At 50.4% G+C, this 24,217-nt stretch carries 12 protein-coding genes and 2 pseudogenes; 7 read left to right on the top strand and 7 right to left on the bottom strand.

Features of this window, described 5'->3' with window-relative positions; translation table 11 throughout:
* The first annotated feature begins 37 nt into the window (after positions 1-37).
* Complete coding sequence (locus tag O3276_RS17575) at positions 38-4,261, top strand: hypothetical protein (protein ID WP_269672503.1); 4,224 nt, start codon at positions 38-40, stop codon at positions 4,259-4,261.
* Here O3276_RS17575 and O3276_RS17570 read toward each other — a convergent pair.
* Positions 4,210-4,365, bottom strand: a pseudogene (locus O3276_RS17570) (IS1595-like element ISEnu2 family transposase); the annotation flags it as partial. The gene O3276_RS17575 and the pseudogene O3276_RS17570 overlap by 52 nt on opposite strands.
* 120 nt (positions 4,366-4,485) lie before the next feature.
* Here O3276_RS17570 and O3276_RS17565 point away from each other — a divergent pair.
* Positions 4,486-9,618 (top strand): hypothetical protein, encoded by a 5,133-nt coding sequence (locus O3276_RS17565; RefSeq protein ID WP_269672502.1) that lies wholly within the window; start codon positions 4,486-4,488, stop codon positions 9,616-9,618.
* Here the strand turns inward: O3276_RS17565 and O3276_RS17560 are convergent.
* Positions 9,567-9,722 (bottom strand): annotated as a pseudogene (locus tag O3276_RS17560) (IS1595-like element ISEnu2 family transposase); the annotation flags it as partial. The gene O3276_RS17565 and the pseudogene O3276_RS17560 sit on opposite strands and share 52 nt — an antisense overlap.
* A gap of 120 nt (positions 9,723-9,842) precedes the next feature.
* Between O3276_RS17560 and O3276_RS17555 the strand changes: the two are divergent.
* From O3276_RS17555 to yciH, 5 genes are all read left to right on the top strand, one after another.
* A complete protein-coding gene (locus O3276_RS17555; RefSeq protein WP_269672501.1) occupies positions 9,843-14,426 on the top strand; it encodes a hypothetical protein in 4,584 nt (1,527 codons plus the stop codon).
* 86 nt (positions 14,427-14,512) lie between these two features.
* Entirely contained in the window at positions 14,513-14,842 is a 330-nt protein-coding gene (locus tag O3276_RS17550) for a zinc ribbon domain-containing protein (RefSeq protein ID WP_269672500.1), read from the top strand.
* Positions 14,843-14,951: 109 nt separating this feature from the next.
* Positions 14,952-15,767, top strand: coding sequence for a bifunctional DNA-formamidopyrimidine glycosylase/DNA-(apurinic or apyrimidinic site) lyase (gene mutM / locus O3276_RS17545; RefSeq protein ID WP_269672499.1), 816 nt, complete (start codon positions 14,952-14,954; stop codon positions 15,765-15,767).
* Between the two features lie 72 nt (positions 15,768-15,839).
* Positions 15,840-17,678 (top strand): hypothetical protein, encoded by a 1,839-nt coding sequence (locus O3276_RS17540; protein ID WP_269672498.1) that lies wholly within the window; start codon positions 15,840-15,842, stop codon positions 17,676-17,678.
* A gap of 107 nt (positions 17,679-17,785) precedes the next feature.
* On the top strand, positions 17,786-18,121 hold the full coding sequence (yciH, locus tag O3276_RS17535) for a stress response translation initiation inhibitor YciH (RefSeq protein WP_269672497.1): 336 nt from the start codon (positions 17,786-17,788) through the stop codon (positions 18,119-18,121).
* Between the two features lie 56 nt (positions 18,122-18,177).
* Here the strand turns inward: yciH and O3276_RS17530 are convergent, their stop codons facing one another.
* From O3276_RS17530 to pgi, 5 genes are all read right to left on the bottom strand, one after another.
* Positions 18,178-20,286: a hypothetical protein gene (locus tag O3276_RS17530; protein ID WP_269672496.1), complete on the bottom strand. Its 2,109-nt coding sequence runs from the start codon at positions 20,284-20,286 to the stop codon at positions 18,178-18,180.
* A 40-nt stretch (positions 20,287-20,326) separates the two neighbouring features.
* Entirely contained in the window at positions 20,327-20,503 is a 177-nt protein-coding gene (locus O3276_RS17525; RefSeq protein ID WP_269672495.1) for a hypothetical protein, read from the bottom strand.
* A gap of 375 nt (positions 20,504-20,878) precedes the next feature.
* A complete protein-coding gene (locus O3276_RS17520) occupies positions 20,879-21,169 on the bottom strand; it encodes a helix-turn-helix domain-containing protein (protein WP_269676011.1) in 291 nt (96 codons plus the stop codon).
* 115 nt (positions 21,170-21,284) lie between these two features.
* Complete coding sequence (add, locus tag O3276_RS17515) at positions 21,285-22,289, bottom strand: adenosine deaminase (RefSeq protein ID WP_269672494.1); 1,005 nt, start codon at positions 22,287-22,289, stop codon at positions 21,285-21,287.
* Positions 22,290-22,536: 247 nt separating this feature from the next.
* Positions 22,537-24,189 carry a glucose-6-phosphate isomerase gene (gene pgi, locus O3276_RS17510; RefSeq protein ID WP_269672493.1) on the bottom strand — a complete coding sequence of 551 codons (1,653 nt, stop codon included), beginning with the start codon at positions 24,187-24,189 and terminating at the stop codon, positions 22,537-22,539.
* Between the last annotated feature and the right edge of the window lie 28 nt (positions 24,190-24,217).

Genomic DNA, 24,217 nt, shown 5'->3' with positions numbered 1-24,217 from the left:
ATTCTCCAACTGGAAACAGGTAATCCCCGAAGAAACCATGCAGTCACCTTCCTCCTCAGTAACCGCAGACACGGCATCCCCGTTAACAGCCACTAAAGCCGGAAGGCACCGGCCAGCAAACAGCCGAAAACAAGGAAGAAAGCGATCCATGTCAGGTTACCGGGTGGAACAGACAACAACGGGCACTGGAACATTTCCACCGCATCAACTGCAATCTGAATCCGGGCCCATCCCATCCATAAAGCGCAGGCGTGTTACTGACAACAGCATGCGTATTATGTGTTCTGCAACTTCGCTACCTGCTAATCCGGAGCCAATGGAGACCGAACCGGCCATGCCTGCTGACGCAGCTTCCAGGCTTCCGGGAGTGATCAGTTTCCTATCAAGAAACCTACCAACCCTCAGCGACAACAGGCTATTAACTGGCAATGAACATACCTCAGCGATGGTGCAGGTCATGCCTGAACCAATGAAGGATGTACCGCTCACTACAGAAATTAACAGTGAAACATCAATTTCAGAATTTTCTCTAAGCCAGCAAAATGAACTGCGAACACATTTCAATAATCAAGAAATTCAAGCAATATTAACGAATGCCGGGACTCTTCTGAAAAACCTCAAAGACAGGAAAATCCAGTTAGCGCGAGACAGGGGAAAGCCGCCCGCGCATTCCCTCTTTTCCAAGTTAAAAAACTTCAGCATTGTTAAAGATTCTCAGACTTTCAAAGGCTATTTTGCCAGGGCCAACACGTTCTTTTTAGCTGTCAATCCCCAGCAGATTACCAATACCAGCTGCCTTACCAGCATGCTCAAGTCGAAGACTCAGATAAAAAAGTTTGCAGAAGAAAGCGAGGAAAACATTCAGGCGGTTGCTGCTAACCCATGCTTGAAACAGATTGCCTCCATGTGTCATGGCAAAGGCATGCCCGACAAAGCGAAGGTGGAAGCGTTCGTGGCGTGGGAGTGCTGGCAGGTGAACGGCGAATTCAGCCTGGAACTGCTGCGGGCCTTTTCCTCCATGTGTAATGGCAAAGGCTTGCCCGACAAAGCGAAGGTGGAAGCGCTCAAAGCGTGGGAGTGCTGGAAGGTGAACGGCGAATTCAGCCTGGAACTGTTGCGGGCCTTTTCCTCCATGTGTAATGGCAAAGGCTTGCCCGACAAAGCGAAGGTGGAAGCGCTCAAAGCGTGGGAGTGCTGGAAGGTGAACGGCGAATTCAGCCTGGAACTGCTGCGGGCCTTTTCCTCCATGTGTAATGGCAAAGGCTTGCCCGACAAAGCGAAGGTGGAAGCGCTCAAAGCGTGGGAGTGCTGGAAGGTGAACGGCGAATTCAGTCTGGAACTGCTGCGGGCCTTTTCCTCCATGTGTCATGGCAAAGGCTTGCCCGACAAAGCGAAGGTGGAAGCGCTCAAAGCGTGGGAGTGCTGGAAGGTGAACGGCGAATTCAGCCTGGAACTGCTGCGGGCCTTTTCCTCGATGATGAGCAGTAGGGGCTTGCCCGACAAAGCGAAGGTGGAAGCGTGCGTGGCGTGGGAGTGCTGGAAGGTGAACGGCGAATTCAGCCTGGAACTGCTGCGGGCCTTTTCCTCCATGTGTAATGGCAAAGGCTTGCCCGACAAAGCGAAGGTGGAAGCGCTCAAAGCGTGGGAGTGCTGGAAGGTGAACGGCGAATTCAGCCTGGAACTGCTGCGGGCCTTTTCCTCCATGATGAGCAGTAGGGGCTTGCCCGACAAAGCGAAGGTGGAAGCGCTCAAAGCGTGGGAGTGCTGGAAGGTGAACGGCGAATTCAGCCTGGACCTGCTGCGGGCCTTTTCCTCCATGTGTCATGGCAAAGGCTTGCCCGACAAAGCGAAGGTGGAAGCGCTCAAAGCGTGGGAGTGCTGGAAGGTGAACGGCGAATTCAGCCTGGAACTGCTGCGGGCCTTTTCCTCCATGATGAGCAGTAGGGGCTTGCCCGACAAAGCGAAGGTGGAAGCGCTCAAAGCGTGGGAGTGCTGGCAGGTGAACGGCGAATTCAGCCTGGAACTGCTGCGGGCCTTTTCCTCCATGATGAGCAGTAGGGGCTTGCCCGACAAAGCGAAGGTGGAAGCGCTCAAAGCGTGGGAGTGCTGGAAGGTGAACGGCGAATTCAGCCTGGAACTGCTGCGGGCCTTTTCCTCCATGTGTAATGGCAACGGCTTGCCCGACAAAGCAAAGGTGGAAGCGCTCAAAGCGTGGCAGTGCTGGAAGGTGAACGGCGAATTCAGCCTGGAACTGCTGCGGGCCTTTTCCTCCATGTGTAATGGCAAAGGCTTGCCCGACAAAGCGAAGGTGGAGGCGTTCGTTCAATGGCTACCCTCGGATGAAAATAAGAATATTCTGAAACTTTCTTGCCGAATATTTGCAAGTTTTGGTTTGCCCTCAGGAGAAAAACTGACTGAAAATGAGAAAACACTTCGCCAATGTCTTAATCAGCATGGTTGTACCACTGAACATGGAGACGACAATAGTGATGAAGATCTTTTAGAATCGAGTCAAATGAAAGCACTGGCTCTGTTCTTCTCTGGGCCCGCAAAATGGCGCATGAAAATTGCCGAATTCCAACAATATCTGGCTGCCCACAAGAGTCCTCGAAATGACAGAGTGGCTGTTCGTACTGCGCTGAAATCATTGCTACCGATATTGGCTATCCATGGAGGAACTGGTATCCAGTTCTGGATTGAAAAATATCTTGAAAATCCACGCTACAAAGGAGTACTCACTAAGGCATTATCCATTCCTGCACCACTGGCTTTAACAAAATTTGCACTAACGCAACTCCCTGAATCTGAGAGGCAGGAATACCTTGAACTGTGCAGAAACCTGAAGCCAGCCCCGACTCAGGAACAGTGGTATGGATTAAAACCACTTTGCCAACAGCTTGGCCAGCAATTTGACTTCACGCAATCCAAACGCACGATGCTGGAGATTCTCTGGCAACAATCAGAAGATAACCGCTCAAAATACGCGGATAAGATGGATGAGCTATTCAAAACCTTACCCACCATCTCACAGTGGCGCGGGTTACATCGGGTGCTTGGACAACACAAGATGCAGCAATTCATGGATGCCTGTCTTGACTATCAGGCTACCCCTGAAACCGCTCCTGATGTAACGATTCAGCAACGGTTGCTGGCAGGAATGCTGCTCACAAACCACGCTCTACCTGAACAAGGGAAAATACCGGATCTCTGCTTTTCAAACCGAGTGTCAACAGGTGATAAAAGAGGGGTGATGGTCGGTGGTGATCCCGCCATGTCGGGCCAGGAACGCCTGTGGCGCTTTATCACGGCCATGTTAATTGAGCTTGAACAAACAGAATATCAATTCAAGAATCACAGACTAACCGTTTTGCCAGACGACGGCGATCCGGTGGTACTCCAAAATCCAGAGTTTACCCCGAGAGATACCGACTTTGTTATCAAGAACTGGACATTGCAACAGTTAACCGCCTTTTTCAAGGCAACCGAGTTCACAGAACAATGGTATAAAAAGCCTCAGGACAAGCGCGATCTCTATGCGATCAGGCTTGAGGCAAAATTAGCCCAAATGCAAGCGAGAACCAAAGAGCCCAAGAAAGCCAAGCCGAAAAAAATACCACACTTGGTAGCACCCTCTCTGATTATTAGACTAATCAATTGCCATAAACCCTTAAAGCCTGCGGTCTGGTCATCTCTTGAACACTATGCCAGCAGCGGCCAGCTAAACGCCCGTTTATGCACGGCACTCAACCCGGTTATCAAAGATGATAAAGACGGCATGGTTCCAGACCTCGTTAAGAAAGCAGTGGTTGCCAAGTTGGAACAGATTGAGCCAGCAAAAACGCCAGTAGTAACATCAATCCCTCAGCAAGGACTTCCAGCAAGGGCAAGCACATCAACTCAAGGGAACCAGGTTTCCAACCGTCGCATTCAAGGGCCGCTATCTGACTTTGACGCGGCAATGGAAGCTCTGGATCGTTTTCGCGAATTGGGAAATGCAGAACTTGAACTGCTGGAACCCCACCGAAGCCGAATGACTTATGTTGAATTAAGCATTGCTATCTGCAAAATGAGCTACGCAGTGGATTCAGCAACGCGGAAAGAATGGCATGAAGCCAGCGAGAAAAGGAGGAGAGACCCACTTGGGCTTGATGAAATAGTGGCATGGGATTTGGATTCGTTGGCGACATTGGATTCATTGGCGACAGAGTCAGAACTGGTCAACAACGATGACTGGATGGAAGAGTTCCTACAAGGGCTGTGATATGCAAGGCTTGCATCGGTGTATACGACTGCTTCAATATTTATTCGACCGTTCAAATGACGACAAAGCTCGTCTGCACTCTGATTCTCCAGAATGCCTGACAAAACAGGTCAGCCTTCCCTGATACCGGCTGCCTGGAACTTTACCGGGCTGACCAGGTCAGTTCTATTGTTGTCATCCCCAGACGATTCTCCAACTGGAAACAGGTAATCCCCGAAGAAACCATGCAGTCACCTTCCTCCTCAGTAACCGCAGACACGGCATCCCCGTTAACAGCCACTAAAGCCGGAAGGCACCGGCCAGCAAACAGCCGAAAACAAGCAAGAAAGCGATCCATGTCAGGTTACCAAGTGGAACAGACAACAACGGGCACTGGAACATTTCCACCGCATCAACTGCAATCTGAATCCGGGCCCATCCCATCCATAAAGCGCAGGCGTGTTACTGACAACAGCAGGCGTATTGTGTGTTCTGCAACTTCGCTACCTGCTAATCCGGAGCCAATGGAGACCGAACCGGCCATGCCTGCTGATCCAGCTTCCAGGCTTCCGGGAGTGATCAGTTTCCTATCAAGAAATCTACCAACAGTCAGCGACAACAGGCTATTAACTGGCAATGAACATACCTCAGCGATGGTGCAGGTCATGCCTGAACCAATGAAGGATGTACCGCTCACTACAGAAATTAGTGAAACATCAATTTCAGAATTTTCTGTAAGCCAGCAAAATGAACTGCGAACACATTTAAATAATCAAGAAATTCAAGCAATATTAACGAATGCCGGGACTCTTCTGAAAAACCTCAAAGACAGGAAAATCCAGTTAGCGCGAGACAGGGGAAAGCCGCCTGCACATTCCCTCTTTTCCAAGTTAAAAAACTTCAGCATTGTTAAAGATTCTCAGACTTTCAAAGGCTATTTTGCCAAGGCCAACACGTTCTTTTTAGCTGTAAATCCTCAGAAGATTACAAATACCAGCTGCCTTACCAGCATGCTCATATCGAAGACTCAGATAAAAAAGTTTGCAGAAGAAAGCGAGGAAAATATTCAGGCAGTTGCTGCTAACCCATGCTTGAAACAGATTGCCTCCATGTGTAATGGCAAAGGCTTGCCCGACAAAGCGAAGGTGGAAGCGTTCGTGGCGTGGGAGTGCTGGAAGGTCAACGGCGAATTCAGCCTGGAACTGCTGCGGGCCTTTTCCTCCATGATGAGCAGTAGGGGCTTGCCTGACAAAGCGAAGGTGGAAGCGCTCAAAGCGTGGGAGTGCTGGAAGGTCAACGGCGAATTCAGCCTGGAACTGCTGCGGGCCTTTTCCTCCATGATGAGCAGTAGGGGCTTGCCCGACAAAGCGAAGGTGGAAGCGTTCATGGCGTGGGAGTGCTGGAAGGTGAACGGCGAATTCAGCCTGGAACTGCTGCGGGCCTTTTCCTCCATGTGTAATGGCAAAGGCTTGCCCGACAAAGCGAAGGTGGAAGCGCTCAAAGCGTGGGAGTGCTGGAAGGTGAACGGCGAATTCAGCCTGGAACTGCTGCGGGCCTTTTCCTCCATGATGAGCAGTAGGGGCTTGCCCGACAAAGCGAAGGTGGAAGCGTTCATGGCGTGGGAGTGCTGGAAGGTGAACGGCAAATTCAGCCTGGAACTGCTGCGGGCCTTTTCCTCCATGATGAGCAGTAGGGGCTTGCCCGACAAAGCGAAGGTGGAAGCGCTCAAAGCGTGGGAGTGCTGGAAGGTCAACGGCGAATTCAGCCTGGAACTGCTGCGGGCCTTTTCCTCCATGTGTCATGGCAAAGGCTTGCCCGACAAAGCGAAGGTGGAAGCGCTCAAAGCGTGGGAGTGCTGGAAGGTCAACGGCGAATTCAGCCCGGAACTGCTGCGGGCCTTTTCCTCCATGCGTCATGGCAAAGGCTTTCCCGACAAAGCGAAGGTGAAAGCGATCGTGGCGTGGGAGTGCTGGAAGGTGAACGGCGAATTCAGCCTGGAACTGCTGCGGGCCTTTTCCTCCATGTATCATAGCAAAGGCTTGCCCGACAAAGCGAAGGTGGAAGCGCTCAAAGCGTGGGAGTGCTGGAAGGTGAACGGCGAATTCAGCCTGGAACTGCTGCGGGCCTTTTCCTCCATGATGAGCAGTAGGGGCTTGCCCGACAAAGCGAAGGTGGAAGCGCTCAAAGCGTGGGAGTGCTGGAAGGTGAACGGCGAATTCAGCCTGGAACTGCTGCGGGCCTTTTCCTCCATGATGAGCAGTAGGGGCTTGCCCGACAAAGCGAAGGTGGAAGCGCTCAAAGCGTGGGAGTGCTGGAAGGTGAACGGCGAATTCAGCCTGGAACTGCTGCGGGCCTTTTCCTCCATGATGAGCAGTAGGGGCTTGCCCGACAAAGCGAAGGTGGAAGCGCTCAAAGCATGGGAGTGCTGGAAGGTGAACGGCGAATTCAGCCTGGAACTGCTGCGGGCCTTTTCCTCCATGTGTAATGGCAAAGGCTTGCCCGACAAAGCGAAGGTGGAAGCGCTCAAAGCGTGGGAGTGCTGGAAGGTGAACGGCGAATTCAGCCTGGAACTGCTGCGGGCCTTTTCCTCCATGATGAGCAGTAGGGGCTTGCCCGACAAAGCGAAGGTGGAAGCGCTCAAAGCGTGGGAGTGCTGGAAGGTGAACGGCGAATTCAGCCTGGAACTGCTGCGGGCCTTTTCCTCCATGATGAGCAGTAGGGGCTTGCCCGACAAAGCGAAGGTGGAAGCGCTCAAAGCGTGGGAGTGCTGGAAGGTGAACGGCGAATTCAGCCTGGAACTGCTGCGGGCCTTTTCCTCCATGTGTCATGGCAAAGGCTTGCCCGACAAAGCGAAGGTGGAAGCGCTCAAAGCGTGGGAGTGCTGGAAGGTGAACGGCGAATTCAGCCTGGAACTGCTGCGGGCCTTTTCCTCCATGTGTCATGGCAAAGGCTTGCCCGACAAAGCGAAGGTGGAAGCGCTCAAAGCGTGGGAGTGCTGGAAGGTGAACGGCGAATTCAGCCTGGAACTGCTGCGGGCCTTTTCCTCCATGATGAGCAGTAGGGGCTTGCCCGACAAAGCGAAGGTGGAAGCGCTCAAAGCGTGGAAGTGCTGGAAGGTGAACGGTGAATTCAGCCTGGAACTGCTGCGGACCTTTTCCTCCATGTATAATGGCAAAGGCTTGCCCGACAAAGCGAAGGTGGAAGCGTTCCTGGCGTGGGAGTGCTGGAAGGTGAACGGCGAATTCAGCCTGGAACTGCTGCGGGCCTTTTCCTCCATGTGTCATGGCAAAGGCTTGCCCGACAAAGCGAGGGTGGAAGCGCTCAAAGCGTGGGAGTGCTGGAAGGTGAACGGCGAATTCAGCCTGGAACTGCTGCGGGCCTTTTCCTCCATGTGTAATGGCAAAGGCTTGCCCGACAGAGCGAAGGTGGAAGCGTTCGTTCAATGGCTACCCTCGGATGAAAATAAGAATATTCTGAAACTTTCTTGCCGAATATTTGCAAGTTTTGGTTTGCCCTCAGCAGAAAAACTGACTGAAAATGAGAAAACACTTCGCCAATGTCTTAATCAGCATGGTTGTACCACTGAACATGGAGACGACAATAGTGATGAAGATCTTTTAGAATCGAGTCAAATGAAAGCACTGGCTCTGTTCTTCTCCGGGCCCGCAACATGGCGCATGAAAATTGCCCAATTCCAACAATATCTGGCTGCCCACAAGAGTCCTCGAAATGACAGAGTGGCTGTTCGTGCTGCGCTGCAATCATTGCTGCCGATATTGGCTATCCATGGAGGAACTGGTATCCCGTTCTGGATTGAAAAATATCGTGAAAATCCACGCTGCAAAGGAGTACTCACTAAGGCATTAGCCATTCCTGCACCACTGGCTTTAACAAAATTTGCACTAACGCAACTCCCTGAATCTGAGATGCAGGAATACCTTGAACTTTGCAGAAACCTGAAGCCAGGCCCAACTCAGGAACAGTGGTATGCATTAAAACCACTTTGCCAACAGCTTGGCCAGCGATTTGACTTCATGCAATCCAAACGCACGATGCTGGAGATTCTCTGGCAACAATCAGAAGATAACCGCTCAAAATACGCGGATAAGATGGATGAGCTATTCAAAACCTTGCCCACCATCTCACAGTGGCGCGGGTTACATCGGGTGCTTGGACCACACAAAATGCAGCAATTCATGGATGCCTGTCTTGACTATCAGGCTACCCCTGAAACCGCTCCTGATGTCACGATTCAGCAACGGTTGCTGGAAGGAATGCTGCTCACAAACCACTCTCTACCTGAACAAGAAAAAATACCGGATCTCTGCTTTTCAAACCGAGTGGCAACAGATGATAAAAGAGGAGTGATGGTCGGTGGTGATCCCGCCATGTCGGGCCAGGAACGCCTGTGGCGCTTTATCACGGCCATGTTAATTGAGCTTGAACAAACAGAATATCAATTCAAGAATCAAAGACTAACCGTTTTGCCAGCCGATGGCGATCCGGTGGTACTCCAAAATCCAAAGTTTACCCTGAGAGATACCGGCTTTGTTATCAAGAACTGGACATTGCAACAGTTAACCGCCTTTTTCAAGGCAACCGAGTTCACAGAACAATGGTATAAACAGCCTCAGGACAAGCGCGATCCCTATGCGATCAGGCTTGAGGCAAAATTAGCCCAAATGAAAGCGAGAACCAAAGAGCCCGAGAAAGCCGAGCCTAAAAAAATACCACACCTGGTGGCACCCTCTATGATTATCAGTCTAATTAATTGCAATAAACCATTAAAGCCTGCGGTCTGGTCATCTCTTGAACACTATGCCAGCAGCGGCCAGCTAAACGCCCGTTTATGCACGGCACTCAGCCCGGTTATCAAAGATGATAAAGACGGCATGGTTCCAGACCTCGTTAAGAAAGCGGTGGTTGCAAAGTTGGAACAGATTGAGGCAGCAAAAACGTCAGTAGTAACATCAATCCCTCAGCAAGGACTTCCAGCAAGGGCAAGCATACCAACTCAAAGGAACCAGGTTGCCAACAGTCGCATTCAAGGGCCGCTATCTAACTTTGACGCGGCAATGGAAGCTCTGGATCGTTTTCGCGAATTGGGAAATGCAGAACTTGAACTGCTGGAACCCCACCGAAGCCGAATGACTTATGTTGAATTAAGCATTGCTATCTGCAAAATGAGCTACGCAGTGGATTCAGAAACACGGAAAGAATGGCATGAAGCCAGCGAGAACAGGAGAAGAGACCCATTTGGGCTTGATGAAATAGTGGCATGGGATTTGGATTCGTTGGCGACATTGGATTCATTGGCGACAGAGTCAGAACTGGTCAACAACGATGACTGGATGGAAGAGTTCCTACAAGGGCTGTGATATGCAAGGCTTGCATCGGTGTATACGACTGCTTCAATATTTATTCGACCGTTCAAATGACGACAAAGCTCGTCTGCACTCTGATTCTCCAGAATGCCTGACAAAACAGGTCAGCCTTCCCTGATACCGGCTGCCTGGAACTTTACCGGGCTGACCAGGTCAGTTCTATTGTTGTCATCCCCAGACGATTCTCCAACTGGAAACAGGTAATCCCCAAAGAAACCATGCAGTCACCTTCCTCCTCAGTAACCGCAGACACGGCATCCCCGTTAACAGCCACTGAAGCCGGAAGGCACCGGCCAGCAAACAGCCGAAAACAAGAAAGAAAGCGATCCATGTCAGGTTACCGGGTGGAACAGACAACAACGGGCACTGGAACATTTCCACCGCATCAACTGCAATCTGAATCCGGGCCCATCCCATCCATAAAGCGCAGGCGTGTTACTGACAACAGCATGCGTATTATGTGTTCTGCAACTTCGCTACCTGCTAATCCGGAGCCAATGGAGACCGAACCGGCCATGCCTGCTGACGCAGCTTCCAGGCTTCCGGGAGTGATCAGTTTCCTATCAAGAAACCTACCAACAGTCAGCGACAACAGGCTATTAACTGGCAATGAACATACCTCAGCGATGGTGCAGGTCATGCCTGAACCAATGAAGGATGTACCGCTCACTACAGAAATTAACAGTGGAACATCAATTTCAGAATTTTCTGTAAGCCAGCAAAATGAACTGCGAACACATTTCAATAATCAAGAAATTCAAGCAATATTAACGAATGCCGGGACTCTTCTGAAAAACCTCAAAGACAGGAAAATCCAGTTAGCGCGAGACAGGGGAAAGCCGCCCGCACATTCCCTCTTTTCCAGGTTAAAAAACTTCAGCATTGTTAAAGATTCTCAGACTTTCAAAGGCTATTTTGCCAGGGCCAACACGTTCTTTTTAACTGTAAATCCCCAGCAGATTACCAATACCAGCTGCCTTACCAGCATGCTCAATTCGAAGACTCAGATAAAAAAGTTTGCAGAAGAAAGCGAGGAAAACATTCAGGCGGTTGCTGCTAACCCATGCTTGAAACAGATTGCCTCCATGTGTAATGGCAAAGGCTTGCCCGACAAAGCGAAGGTGGAAGCGCTCAAAGCGTGGGAGTGTTGGAAGGTGAACGGCGAATTCAGCCTGGAACTGCTGCGGGCCTTTTCCTCCATGTGTAATGGCAAAGGCTTGCCCGACAAAGCGAAGGTGGAAGCGCTCAAAGCGTGGAAGTGCTGGAAGGTGAACGGCGAATTCAGCCTGGAACTGCTGCGGGCCTTTTCCTCCATGATGAGCAGTAGGGGCTTGCCCGACAAAGCGAAGGTGGAAGCGTTCCTGGCGTGGGAGTGCTGGAAGGTGAACGGCGAATTCAGCCTGGAACTGCTGCGGGCCTTTTCCTCCATGATGAGCAGTAGGGGCTTGCCCGACAAAGCGAAGGTGGAAGCGTTCCTGGCGTCGGAGTGCTGGAAGGTGAACGGCAAATTTAGCCTGGAACTGCTGCGGGCCTTCTCCTCCATGATGAGCAGTAGGGGCTTGCCCGACAAAGCGAAGGTGGAAGCGCTCAAAGCCTGGGAGTGCTGGAAGGTGAACGGCGAATTCAGCCTGGAACTGCTGCGGGCCTTTTCCTCCATGTGTCATGGCAAAGGCTTGCCCGACAAAGCGAAGGTGGAAGCGTTCGTGGCGTGGGAGTGCTGGAAGGTGAACGGCGAATTCAGCCTGGAACTGCTGCGGGCCTTTTCCTCCATGATGAGCAGTAGGGGCTTGCCCGACAAAGCGAAGGTGGAAGCGCTCAAAGCGTGGGAGTGCTGGAAGGTGAACGGCGAATTCAGCCTGGAACTGCTGCGGGCCTTTTCCTCCATGATGAGCAGTAGGGGCTTGCCCGACAAAGCGAAGGTGGAAGCGTTCGTGGCGTCGGAGTGCTGGAAGGTGAACGGCGAATTCAGCCTGGAACTGCTGCGGGCCTTTTCCTCCATGTGTCATGGCAAAGGCTTGCCCGACAAAGTGAAGGTTGAAGCGCTCAAAGCGTGGGAGTGCTGGAAGGTGAACGGCGCATTCAGCCTGGAACTGCTGCGGGCCTTTTCCTCCATGTGTCATTGCAAAGGCTTGCCCGACAGAGCGAAGGTGGAAGCGTTCTTGGCGTGGGAGTGCTGGAAGGTGAACGGCGAATTTAGCCTGGAACTGCTGCGGGCCTTTTCCTCCATGTGTAATGGCAAAGGCTTGCCCGACAAAGCGAAGGTGGAAGCGCTCAAAGCGTGGGAGTGCTGGAAGGTGAACGGCGAATCCAGCCTGGAACTGCTGCGGGCCTTTTCCTCCATGATGAGCAGTAGAGGCTTGCCCGACAAAGCTAAGGTGGAAGCGTTCGTGGCGTGGGAGTGCTGGAAGGTGAACGGCGAATTCAGCCTGGAACTGCTGCGGGCCTTTTCCTCCATGATGAGCAGTAGGGGCTTGCCCGACAAAGCGAAGGTGGAAGCGCTCAAAGCGTGGCAGTGCTGGAAGGTGAACGGCGAATTCAGCCTGGAACTGCTGCGGGCCTTTTCCTCCATGTGTCATGGCAAAGGCTTGCCCGACAAAGCGAAGGTGGAAGCGCTCAAAGCGTGGGAGTGCTGGAAGGTGAACGGCGAATTCAGCCTGGAGCTGCTGCGGGCCTTTTCCTCCATGATGAGTAGTAGGGGCTTGCCCGACAAAGCGAAGGTGGAAGCGCTCAAAGCGTGGGAGTGCTGGAAGGTGAACGGCGAATTCAGCCTGGAGCTGCTGCGGGCCTTTTCCTCCATGATGAGTAGTAGGGGCTTGCCCGACAAAGCGAAGGTGGAAGCGTTCGTTCAATGGCTACCCTCGGATGAAAATAAGAATATTCTGAAACTTTCTTGCCGAATATTTACAAGTTTTGGTTTGCCCTCAAGAGAAAAACTGACTGAAAATGAGAAAACACTGCGCCAATGTCTTAATCAGTATGGTTGTACCACTGAACATGGCGACGACAATAGTGATGAAGATCTTTTAGAATCGAGTCAAATGAAAGCACTGGCCCTGTTCTTCTCCGGGCCCGCAAAATGGCGCATGAAAATTGCCGAATTCCAACAATATCTGGCTGCCCACAAGAGTCCTCGAAATGGCAGAGTGGCTGTTCGTGCTGCGCTGAAATCATTGCTACCGATATTGGCTATCCATGGAGGAACTGGTATCCAGTTCTGGATGGAAAAATATCGTGAAAATCCACGCTGCAAAGGAGTACTCACTCAGGCATTATCCATTCCTGCACCACTGGCTTTAACAAAATTTGCACTAACGCAACTCCCTGAATCTGAGATGCTGGAATATCTTGAACTGTGCAGAAACCTGAAGCCAGCCCCAACTCAGGAACAGTGGTATGCATTAAAACCACTTTGCCAACAGCTTGGCCAGCGATTTGACTTCACGCAATCCAAACGCACGATGCTGGAGATTCTCTGGCAACAATCAGAAGATAACCGCTTAAAATACGCGGATAAGATGGATGAGCTATTCAAAACCTTGCCCACCATCTCACAGTGGCGCGGGTTACATCGGGTGCTTGGACCACACAAAATGCAGCAATTCATGGATGTCTGTCTTGACTATCAGGCTACACTTGAAACCGCTCCTGATGTCACGGTTCAGCAACGGTTGCTGGAAGGAATGCTGCTCACCAACCACTCTCTACCTGAACCAGAGAAAATACCGGATCTCTGCTTTTCAAACCGAGTGGCAACAGATGATAAAAGAGGGGTGATGGTCGGTGGTGATCCCGCCATGTCGGGCCAGCAACGCCTGTGGCGCTTTATCACGGCCATGTTAATTGAGCTTGAACAAACAGAATATCAATTCAAGAATCAAAGACTAACCGTTTTGCCAGCCGATGGCGATCCGGTTGTACTCCAAAATCCAGAGTTTACCCTCAGAGATACCGGCTTTGTTATAAAGAACTGGACATTGCAACAGTTAACCGCCTTTTTCAAGGCAACCGAGTTCACAGAACAATGGTATAAAAAGCCTCAGGACAAGCGCGATCCCTATGCGATCAGGCTTGAGGCAAAATTAGCCCAAATGCAAGCGAGAACCAAAGAGCCCAAGAAAGCCAAGCCTAAAAAAATACCACACCTGGTGGCACCCTCTCTGATTATTAGACTAATCAATTGCCATAAACCCTTAAAGCCTGCGGTCTGGTCATCTCTTGAACACTATGCCAGCAGCGGCCAGCTAAACGCCCGTTTATGCACGGCACTCAGCCCGGTTATCAAAGATGATAAAGACGGCATTGCTCCAGACCTCGTTAAGAAAGCGGTGATTGCCAAGTTGGAACAGATTGAGGCAGCAAAAACGCCAGTAGTAACATCAATCCCTCAGAAAGGGCTTCCAGCAAGGGCAAGCATAGCAACTCAAGGGAACCAGGTTGCCAACAGTCGCATTCAAGGGTCGCTCTCTAACTTTGACACGGCAATGGAAGCTCTGGATCGTTTTCGCGAATTGGGAAATGCAGAACTTGAACTGCTGGACCCCCACCGAAGCCGAATGACTTATGTTGAATTAAGCACTGCTATCTGCAAAATGAGCTACGCAGTGGATTCAGAAACACGGAAAGAATGGCATGAAGCCAGCGAGAACAGGAGAAAAGACCCACTTGGGCTTGATAAAATAGTGGAATGGAATTTGGATTCATTGGCGACATTGGATTCATTGGCGACATTGGATTCATTGGCGACAGAGTCAGAACTGGTCAACAACGATGACTGGATGGAAGAGTTCCTACAGGGGCTGTGATATGCATTAAGAAGGTCTTGAAACTGTTGGGACTGCATAACAGAATCTCCCATTTCAGGGCTTAATGAAGCAAGTAGATCGACTGTTTGGGCAAAAGCAAAAAATATGGCAAACATGTCGTGGATTGCAACGAAGCCTACACATCAAAAACCCGCTCATGGAATGGATCGATTGATGATAGACTTGGAGCTTTAAAGGTAATAAAGGGTAATGGCTTTACTGTTGATCGTGATATCAATGGTGCCAGAAATATTTTTATTAAAAACTTAACCAGGCAGCTTGAGCCTGAGGTCATAAGTAGTTGGCCAAATGGAATCGTATATTTCTGGCTAAGTGGGCAGTTGCTATGCAAGGCGCAACGTAGGGAGCATAGCCGTAGCTATGTGACCGGAGTTGCAACGCCGCAGAGTGACTGACAACTTAGTCAGAAATATATGATTTCATTTGGTTAACTACTTAACAACGAATGTTGCGTTCGTTGCGGTTTAAATCAAGAGTTTGAATGTATCAATGGAGCAGACAACCATGCCGGAGCTACCAGAAGTTGAAACCACCCGGCGAGGCATTAAGCCTCATATTGAAGGTCACACCATTCAGGAAATCATCGTCCGTGAACCCAGACTCCGCTGGCCGGTGCCTGACAATATCAATCAAATTCTCAGTGGCAAGACGATCAGGCAGGTAAAGAGAAGGGCAAAGTATCTGCTGCTGGATACCGGGTCAGGCCACCTGATTCTGCACCTGGGGATGTCCGGCAGCCTGAGGGTGATAACAACCAATACACCCCCGGAAAAACACGACCATATTGATATTCTGCTGACCGATGGCCAACGGTTAAGATACACCGATCCTCGCCGCTTCGGCGCTGTTCTCTGGTCTGCACGCCCTCTCCATGAACATAAGCTGCTCAAGCATTTGGGGCCTGAACCGCTGGACAGTGAGTTCACGGCCCGGCGTCTATGGCAAATGTCCCGGGGCAGAAGCCAGTCTGTCAAGACGTTTATCATGGACAATAAAGTAGTGGTCGGTGTCGGTAATATTTATGCCAGTGAAGCGTTGTTCAAAGCCGGAATAAGGCCTGACCGGGCCTGTGGCAAAATCTCTCTGAACCGCTATGAACGGTTAGTTGACGCCATCAAAGAGACTCTGGCCAAAGCCATTGAACAAGGCGGTACCACCTTGCGTGATTTTGTCGGGGGAGATGGCAAACCCGGTTACTTTAAACAGGAGCTGGCGGTGTATGGCCGGGCTGGCCTGCCGTGCATAAAGTGCGGCAAAACCATTAAGGAAATAAAACTGGGGAACCGGAGCAGCTGTTATTGTGCTTATTGCCAGCGGTGATGAACGACAGTATTAGGGCTAGGTTAACGACTTAACAGAGAACGCAATTTGAGATTGATAAACAACTATTGCGTGCAAAAAAAATCAGGAACTTGTCACGGGCTTAAATGGTCAGATTCGTCACTGTTTGCATATCATCTCAAACCAGCGAAAACAGGTCATTTCAAGTTGCTGCCAAGACGGGGTCATGGAAAGCAGATGAATCTTACAATTAACGCCATATATGATCGCCGGGGGAATTGGTATCAGGAAGACAAACCCTACGAAGGGTTTGGTAATGTCATCAAGCTGAATATACATACTAAGAACTATAAGCATGGAGTCGACAACAATCAACGGGTTGTACAGGCAGTATCCTGCCAGCATCCCATCCTGGTTGATTCGTGCGAGTCAAGCAGTTGCCTGGTAGAAATGGATTTATCCAGCCGCTATATAGTGGTTGCCGATGAGTGGCGAGGCCCTGATTTTCATGTGATCGTCCAAAAATTACAAGAGAGAAGGATATACGCCTTGACTCCAGTTCAACGTGAAGATTTTCATGCCGTAAAATCCATGCTTGAAAAAAGCTACTACACAGATGACGGTGAGTTAAGGGACAGTACATTTAAAGGGCATTTGTCTCCGGCAAACATGGCTGAAGCGGGCATCGGGTTGCACAGGGAAAAAGTCGAAGGAGTCGAAGGAGTCGTAAATTGTCACTATGGTTTTTTTGGATATGGCGCGACTCACTATAGGCACCACTATATGTCAATTAAACGATGGCATGACTGCTGGTCCACACCAAAGGTCAGGCATCAAGAGTTTTATGACTGTCCGCCCTGCATAGAGAGGAAAAAATACCAATTTCCGGTGTTGACCACTGAGTCTGGTGAAGATGTCACCGGAGCAACATTCCAAATGGTCATAGGGGGTGGTTTTGTCCCGCATCCAGACCCCGGTTGCACACAAGCAGTGCTGGTGACTAACAAAAATCATGAATTCCCGGTAATGGACAGCCAGGCCGCACAACGCGAAGTGTTTTTGATCATCATTGACACACTGAAGAAAGGGATAAGACACAGGGTTGAGAAAAATGATATTGGTATTTTGGACTTCGCCCAACAGGTTCAACAGGTGATATATCTTGAACACTTCAATGCCTTATTGTTGAAGCTTCAGCTGGAAACAGACCGATTCATAACGCTTTTAAACCAGTTTCAATTGCAGGTAGAAAATAAAGATGACAAAGATGAGATCAGAAAAAAAACAAAGGTAATTACTGAGGCATTAAAAGCGGATGTCATTAAAAAAGAAATAAGTGAATTTATTGATGTAATCACTAATTACGAGAAGGCAAACGCTTTTTCAACAATAATGAAACGACTGAAAGACCGTAAGCGTATGGCTGGAGCCGAAGATATGCCTGAGCTTGATAGGGTTGAGCAAGAGCTGGTCAAATTGAGTAAACGTTATTCCGGACAATTTTTTCTGGATGATTTTTTTGACAGTTCCGTCAAGACAGCAGACTTCGACGATTTTTTTGCCGATTTTCAGCACTATTTCTGGAACGGGTCAGACGACAGTCAGTTAATTGCTGATATAATGATTTCCCGTTCTGAACTTCTGGCAAGCATACACCCGGTTCATGATAAAGTCGAAGAGCTGTTAACCACCTACCTGGAAGCTGGCAATAGCCAGAACCCTTCTGTTTCAGGCAACCCTGCTCAAACTTTGCAAAGTCCCCTGTTAGGTGAGTTTGTACCCAGTCGGCTAACCTCTGCATCCCTGGCTAATGATAAAACGTCTTATTTTTGGAAAGTAACAAGGAATATTTTATGGAAAACAAGGAATACTTTTCGAATACCAAACTGCTGCGTAACCGGCTGGTTGACTGACACTGACCACGTACTTCACTGTCATTTACCATCCTGATTATCGGTCACTCTGCACAATGAGGAGAATTGTGAGGCAGCTTTTTCTTCAAGACCTGATACTGTTTTTTTGTTAAAAAGATCATTTTCTGAACCCAGAGGTTAGCAATGAGCAACTATCAACGTAGCTCGGACAGTAAACTGGTCTATTCCACCGATGTTGGTCGAATCAAGGAAGAAGCCGCCCAACCGGAAGTGGTGGGCGATGGCAATGTGCGGGTCCGCCCGGAGAAAAAAGGACGAGGCGGTAAACTGGTCACCGTCATCAGCGGGCTGCCACTGTCAGGTAATGAACTGAAAGCGTTTGCCAAGCAGTTAAAGAAGCGCTGTGGCGGCGGGGGTGCGGTTAAAGAGGGTAATATTGAACTTCAGGGAGACCATGTTGATATCATGGTTGAACATTTGAAAAAAGCGGGTTTTGATGCCAAGAGATCCGGCGGGTAACAGACACCGGTCGGCTACAGAATAAGCCAGCCGGTGATGGTTAAGACTGAACGGAATCAAACGGTTTTCAGCCGGTCAGCATAAGCCTGCAGCTCTGTGCCCAGTTGCTTGATCAGTGGATCGTCATTATCCCTGGTCATCTCCAGGGCGGATATCTCAATAAAACTGGCCATTGACATGGTTGCGGCACGTGTTTGCTGACAGGCATCCAGAATGTTACGCACAATTCCCAGCGTTTTCGTTCTCTGTTCCTGCAGTTGACCGGTGAACAGCTGGTTGTACCATTTTGCCGAGGTACCGCTTTCCAGCGATGCCATTTCCTGCACAAGCGCTTGTGGAATATCAACGTTACTGTTCCTGGCCTGAGTTGCATCGGGCTCCTCTATACAGGTCCGGACTTCAAGAAACAGTGCGATGATCTTACTGGCCTGGTCGTTGGTCAGAGACTTCTCCGAAATGGCTTCCTGGATGTGTGTCCGGCACCCGGCAATGGCTTGCTTTGCCTGTGCGTTTACCGGCGACTGATCGGTGATTTTCTGTAGTTCGGTATCTATGTTGTTCAGTAGCGCTTCCTGCCGGGTATCTGAGCAAGCCAGTGTTTCCGTCAGTTGTCTGCTGAGTTGGGAGAGAATCGTCGCGTGTTCAGACTGGCTGTGTTCGCACTCGCTGTTGATGTTTTCTGCCTGCTTTCGGATTAACCCCGTGGTCTTGTAATAATCCGAATACTTTGTGAGTACGGCGTCGGTTAACTGCTTATGGGTCTGGCTGGTTTCAGCCGGGCGATAACCATTGATTTCCGACGTCAGCTGTTCCGGTATTGTGGTTATCAGACAGTCAAAAGCAGCCGCTCCCGACATCAGGCATGCCAGCTTCTGTTCATCGCCAATCACTTTGAACGCCTCAATCATCTCTGCCAGGCGAGCCTGTTCATCGGCTTTCTGGCGGGCAAACATCTGCAACAGTGCCTGAGTCTCATGGGGTTTATTCACCACATTGAGTGTTTTTTTCAGGTGGGATGGCGAGGTAAATATCGGGCCATAGGCATTGATAAACTGTTGATCAAACGCCTGATCTTCAGCATTTTCTCCAGACTGGCATAGCAGCTGTCCAACGTCTTTAAATTTATTCAGTACCGTTTTTTGTGTTAACGGTGTGGGGCCATCCAAAAGCAGCTTACGGCACAGCAGGTTTAACAAATGGTATCGACTGTTGCCTTGGTCAGGTGTCAGCTCTGTTAATAGCTGCCAGACTTCACCAGGCAACTTTTTATCGAAGGAAGCCAGTTTGCCAATGGCCTTGTCGATTTGAGTCAACGACTCCAGGGACAGCTCCGGCTCGTCAGCGGATGAAACACTGTTCAGCAGTGCCAGGGCATCCTGGCATGCCTTACAGGCCTTATCAGGGTTCATTGACAACCGTTCGCACTTCTGCCCGGCCGCTGACAGAAAAGGGCTGAGAGGGACATAGCGCTGATATTCCGAAGCCACGAAACGGATAACAGACTGGCTGGCTCTTTTGCCGTTCTCAGGGCTGTCAGTATCGAGTGTTATTGCCAGTGCTTTTAGCGGCTGTGATACCAGATCTTCCGCTGAATATGTCGGCTTCTGGCTCTGCGGGTGTGGCAAGGGGGCAGTATGGGCAGGTTCAACCTTAATGGTGGATATCGGTTTAGCAGAGGTGCTGGCCATATTATGCAACGAGGCTGTAACACCGGGGTTCTGTACTTGCTGCTTTAGCTCCGACGCTTCCTGTTCCAGGCGTTGGCTTAACTGTTTCTGAAGTATCTGTGCCGGCTTTAAGGGTTTGGTATATCTGGTTAGCCGACTTTTGGCCTCTTTAAATACATTCTCAACGTTTGCCAATTCATCCACCGCCGACTGCTGCAGTTGCTCGATGGGTTCTTCTTCTGATTTTTTCCGTGTTGATGCCAGTGTTTTTTCCAGACTTTTTATCTTTTCCAGTGGCGGCATTAATCCCCGAATCATGAACGCTGAGATTTCAGAGGAGTGCCGGTATAAAAAACGATCATCCATCAACAGGCTCTGGATTCTCTGGTTGTAACAGGTCATCAGCTCATGGGCCTTTTTGTAGAGTTCTGACAGTTTTTTCCTGAGTTCACTCTTATCACTGATTGCAGCCGCAGACAGTGCACTGATGTCAGACAAAAGCCTCTGCTCTATAGTTCTGGAATCCTGTTCCCACGGCTCAGGGGGATACTCTTGCCCCCCCCCCGTTATCAACAGGTTCTGCCACGACCTGCCCTTTAAGCTTGCGGTGATCGGTCATCTGCCCAGACGGAGCCTTACCCTCAGCATGGAATGGGCCATTAATAGTGACAAGTGCTTCACTACTTGAATCTTTTTGTATTTGCTCAGAATCCATGGCCGTTGTCCTTTCCTTGCCTTCAGGCGTTTAACCTCTGTGTGCCAGAAAATGCCGTTTTCTGGCCTTTGTTATCATCTTTATTCTGTTTGCAGTGATACGCTGCTTACCGGGAGCCACTCATGGCTAATTACTGATAATTACTCGGCAGCGCAACTGGATGCTGGATAACGGCTCGTCGGAAAGGGACATCCTGTGTCAGACTGGATGCCTGCTTAAAGGGGTAGCAGAAGCCTGCTGGATGAAGAGCAACCTGTTTTTGCACGGAGGTTTAAACGGGGAGTTGGGGTTGCATTCCCACGGGTAACCGTGGGAACCAAGGTATATCCTCTTGCATCACGGGCGTAGTCCTGTCGATGCGGTTGTTATGCTCACTTACTCGAAACCATCCGCCCATGAAGTGTCGGTCATGCGAGGATCGTCGATCCGCTGGCCGAAGCAATTGTATTGTTCTTCCCTGATACGCTTGAACACAAACGGCTCAAACAGCATCCGGTAAATTTTACTGGCGTTACCCCCGTTTTTGGTTTTACGGTGACAGCTTTCGATCAGCCGTTCCTGTTCCAATTTCTTTAAACCCGCACTGACTGTAGGCTGACTGGCCCCAACTATTTCTGACAGCACCCCCTGACTTGGCCAACATTCACCGTCTGAATGTTTCGATATACTCTATCAAAACAGACTCATTTCAATATCGAAATCTCGATACAAACAAGATAAAGAACAGTATCAAAGAACAAGTTGCACAATGCGGCCTACGTGAGTGAACATAACACAGCTTTCAGGTACGGTTCTTTGCTTTGGCTTGCAAAGCAACTTTTTCCTCATAAGATAAAAAAGCAATACTTAAACCGTTTTCCTGTGCCTGGCGGATATCATCCTGTGTCAGCCCGGCTGCTGGTGCCGCAACCTCATATTCATGGGGCAGTTCAATGCCTTCCACCGCCGGATCGTCCGTGTTGATAGTGGCCAAAATACCATGGTCGAGAAACTGCTTGAGTGGATGGCTCTGAATATCGGGGAAGGTATTGGTCTGGATATTGGAGGTCAGACAGGACTCAATACCGATCTGGTGTTCTGCCAGATAATCCATCAACTCAGGGTCATAGATGGCTTTTACCCCATGGCCTATGCGGGTAGCACCCAATTCCCTGATGGCCTGCCACATGCTTTCGGGGCCAGCGGCTTCTCCGGCGTGAATGGTGATGTGCAGGCCAGCATCGCGAACCTGGCGGAAATGGTCAACAAACAGCGCTCCGGGTTTACCCAGCTCATCACCGGCAAGATCAATCGCAACCAGCTTGTCTTTGCATGCAAGGCAGGCGTCCAGCTCTTTCTGGCAGGCTTCCTGGCCAAAGGTACGACTCAGAATGCCGATCAGGTTGGTTGCCACACCGAAGTCACGGCTACCGGCAATCACGCCGTCAATCACCGCTTCAACAATACCTTCAGGGTCAAGGCCGTGGGTCATCGCCATGTACCCCGGACTGAAGCGCAGCTCGGCATAATCAATGCGGGCGTTCATGGCATCTTCGACATTTTCATAGGCTATCCGGCGGCAATCATCGTAGTCCGCAAGGACCTTAACGCCCCAGTCCAGCTTGCTTAAAAAACTGACCAGGTCCGGTTCCTGGCTGATGACCCGGACATGGGGAATCAGGTCTTTCAGATTGTCTGCCGGGAGCTGGAGATTGTTCTTCCTGCCCAGATCGAGAATGGTTGCCGGTCGGATATTGCCATCCAGATGACGGTGGATATCGGTCAGGGGGATTGCTGGTGTAATCATGGCGTTGTACTTATTTCTATGATCAAAAGGTGAAGGGATTCTATGATACCTGATTTTTTCAGATAAGGAGGCGTTCCCGAGGGTCTTGGGTTGGAGCAAGCAGGGTGCATGGCGGTTGCCAATGTCGGCTCCTTCAGGAACCGACGCGGTAAGACCCTTTTATGGGCTTTTGGCAAGAGCTGATCGTGGGAACGAGTCCATAAGAGCAATGTCCGAAATCATAATATTCCGGACATTCGACCAGATGTTAGTGATTAAAATGCTTAAAACGCCTGATCAAACCATTGGTTGAGCTATCCTGATCGGTGGTTTCCTCTTTGGCACGAATTTTCTCAATCAGGCGATCACCCAGTACTTTACCCAGCTCAACGCCCCATTGGTCGAAGGGGTTAATCTGCCAGATAGTGCCCTGGACAAAGACTTTATGCTCATACATGGCAATCAGTGCACCGGTGGTTTCCGGTGTGATCTTCTCTGGAACAATCATACTGTTCGGACGATTGCCCGGAATCACCTTGTGAGCAGCCAGACGTTCGACCTGGCCAGCATCCATACCAGAAGCGGTGAGTTCATCCCGCACTTCTTCCAGTGTTTTGCCCTGCATCATGGCCTGACTCTGGGCCAGCGCATTGGTAAACAGCCAGGGATGTTGTTCGCCAATCGGGTTATGAGTGGTGGCCGGAGCGATAAAGTCCACGGGAATTAACCGGGTGCCCTGGTGCAGCAGCTGGTGGTAGGCGTGCTGGTCATTAGTACCGGTTCCGCCCCAGATGACGGATCCGGTATGGTAGGCAACGGTGCTGCCGTCTTCACGGGTACGCTTGCCGTTACTTTCCATATCCACCTGCTGCAAGTGGCCCGGCAGATCACGCAGGAAGTAGTCATAGGAGATAACAGCATGGGATTCAGCACCCATAAAGTTCTGGTACCAGACGCCCAGCAGACCGGCAATCACCGGCATATTTTCTGCCAGAGGAGCTGTGCAGAAGTGCTGGTCCATGGCTTCAGCGCCTTTTAGCAGACGCTCGAAGTTGTCGTAGCCGACCACCATGGAAATCAACAGGCCAATGCTGGACCAGAGGGAGTAGCGACCGCCAACCCAGTCCCACAGCGGCAGGGTATTTTCCTGGGCAATACCAAACTGGTCAATGGCTTTCAGGTTGGTGGAGATGGCCATAAAGTGCTTACGGATGTCCTGCTCGGCACAGCCCTGGGCAATCATCCAGGCTCTGGCCGCCTGGGCATTTTGCAGGGTTTCCAGAGTACCAAAGGACTTGGAGGCAACGATAAACAGCGTGGTTTCCGGATCGATTTTACCCAAGACTTCAGACAACTCGTTAGGGTCAATATTCGCCACAAAGTGATGCTCAAAACCCTTAACGTGGTAAGGAGTCATGGCATTAATCGCGGTTTTGAGCCCCAGGTAAGAACCACCGATACCAATATTCACGATGTGTTTGATCGGCTTGCCGGTATGGCCAAGCCACTGTCCGGAGTGAACCTGTTCAGTCATGGCCTGCATACGGGCACGGGTTTCACGGATCCCGGGCATGATGTCTTCACCATCCACCATCACCGGAGCATCACCAAAGCTTCTCAGTGCCGTATGGAGCACCGCACGCTTTTCCGTGTAGTTGATCTTGTCACCGGCAAACATGGCGTCACGGGCTTGTGCCAGATTGGCCTGCTCCGCCAGCGTTACCAGGGATGCCATGACATCGTCGTTAATCAGATGCTTTGAGTAATCAAGAAACAGGCCAGCAGCTTCAAGGCTGTAGCGGTCAAACCGGTTTGGATCTTCAGCAAACAGGCTGCGCAGATGAATATTGGCCATTTGCTGTTGCAGCGCCGCCAGATCTTTGGATGCGGGCAGATGATCCAGAGCAGTTGAGTTAATCACTGTCTTGCCTCATTAGATAAGGATGGAA

The organism is Endozoicomonas sp. GU-1 (assembly GCF_027366395.1).
In the GTDB taxonomy this organism is placed as follows: domain Bacteria; phylum Pseudomonadota; class Gammaproteobacteria; order Pseudomonadales; family Endozoicomonadaceae; genus Endozoicomonas.
The sequence above is the reverse complement of the archived record's forward strand: the minus strand, read 5'-3'. Positions and strand labels throughout refer to the sequence as shown.

Coding starts and splice junctions, on each gene's coding strand:
- O3276_RS17525 (WP_269672495.1), bottom strand. CDS start 20,503: ATGGATTCTGAGCAAATACAAAAAGATTCAAGTAGTGAAGCACTTGTC.
- O3276_RS17565 (WP_269672502.1), top strand. CDS start 4,486: ATGCAGTCACCTTCCTCCTCAGTAACCGCAGACACGGCATCCCCGTTA.
- O3276_RS17555 (WP_269672501.1), top strand. CDS start 9,843: ATGCAGTCACCTTCCTCCTCAGTAACCGCAGACACGGCATCCCCGTTA.
- add (WP_269672494.1), bottom strand. CDS start 22,289: ATGATTACACCAGCAATCCCCCTGACCGATATCCACCGTCATCTGGAT.
- mutM (WP_269672499.1), top strand. CDS start 14,952: ATGCCGGAGCTACCAGAAGTTGAAACCACCCGGCGAGGCATTAAGCCT.
- yciH (WP_269672497.1), top strand. CDS start 17,786: ATGAGCAACTATCAACGTAGCTCGGACAGTAAACTGGTCTATTCCACC.
- O3276_RS17575 (WP_269672503.1), top strand. CDS start 38: ATGCAGTCACCTTCCTCCTCAGTAACCGCAGACACGGCATCCCCGTTA.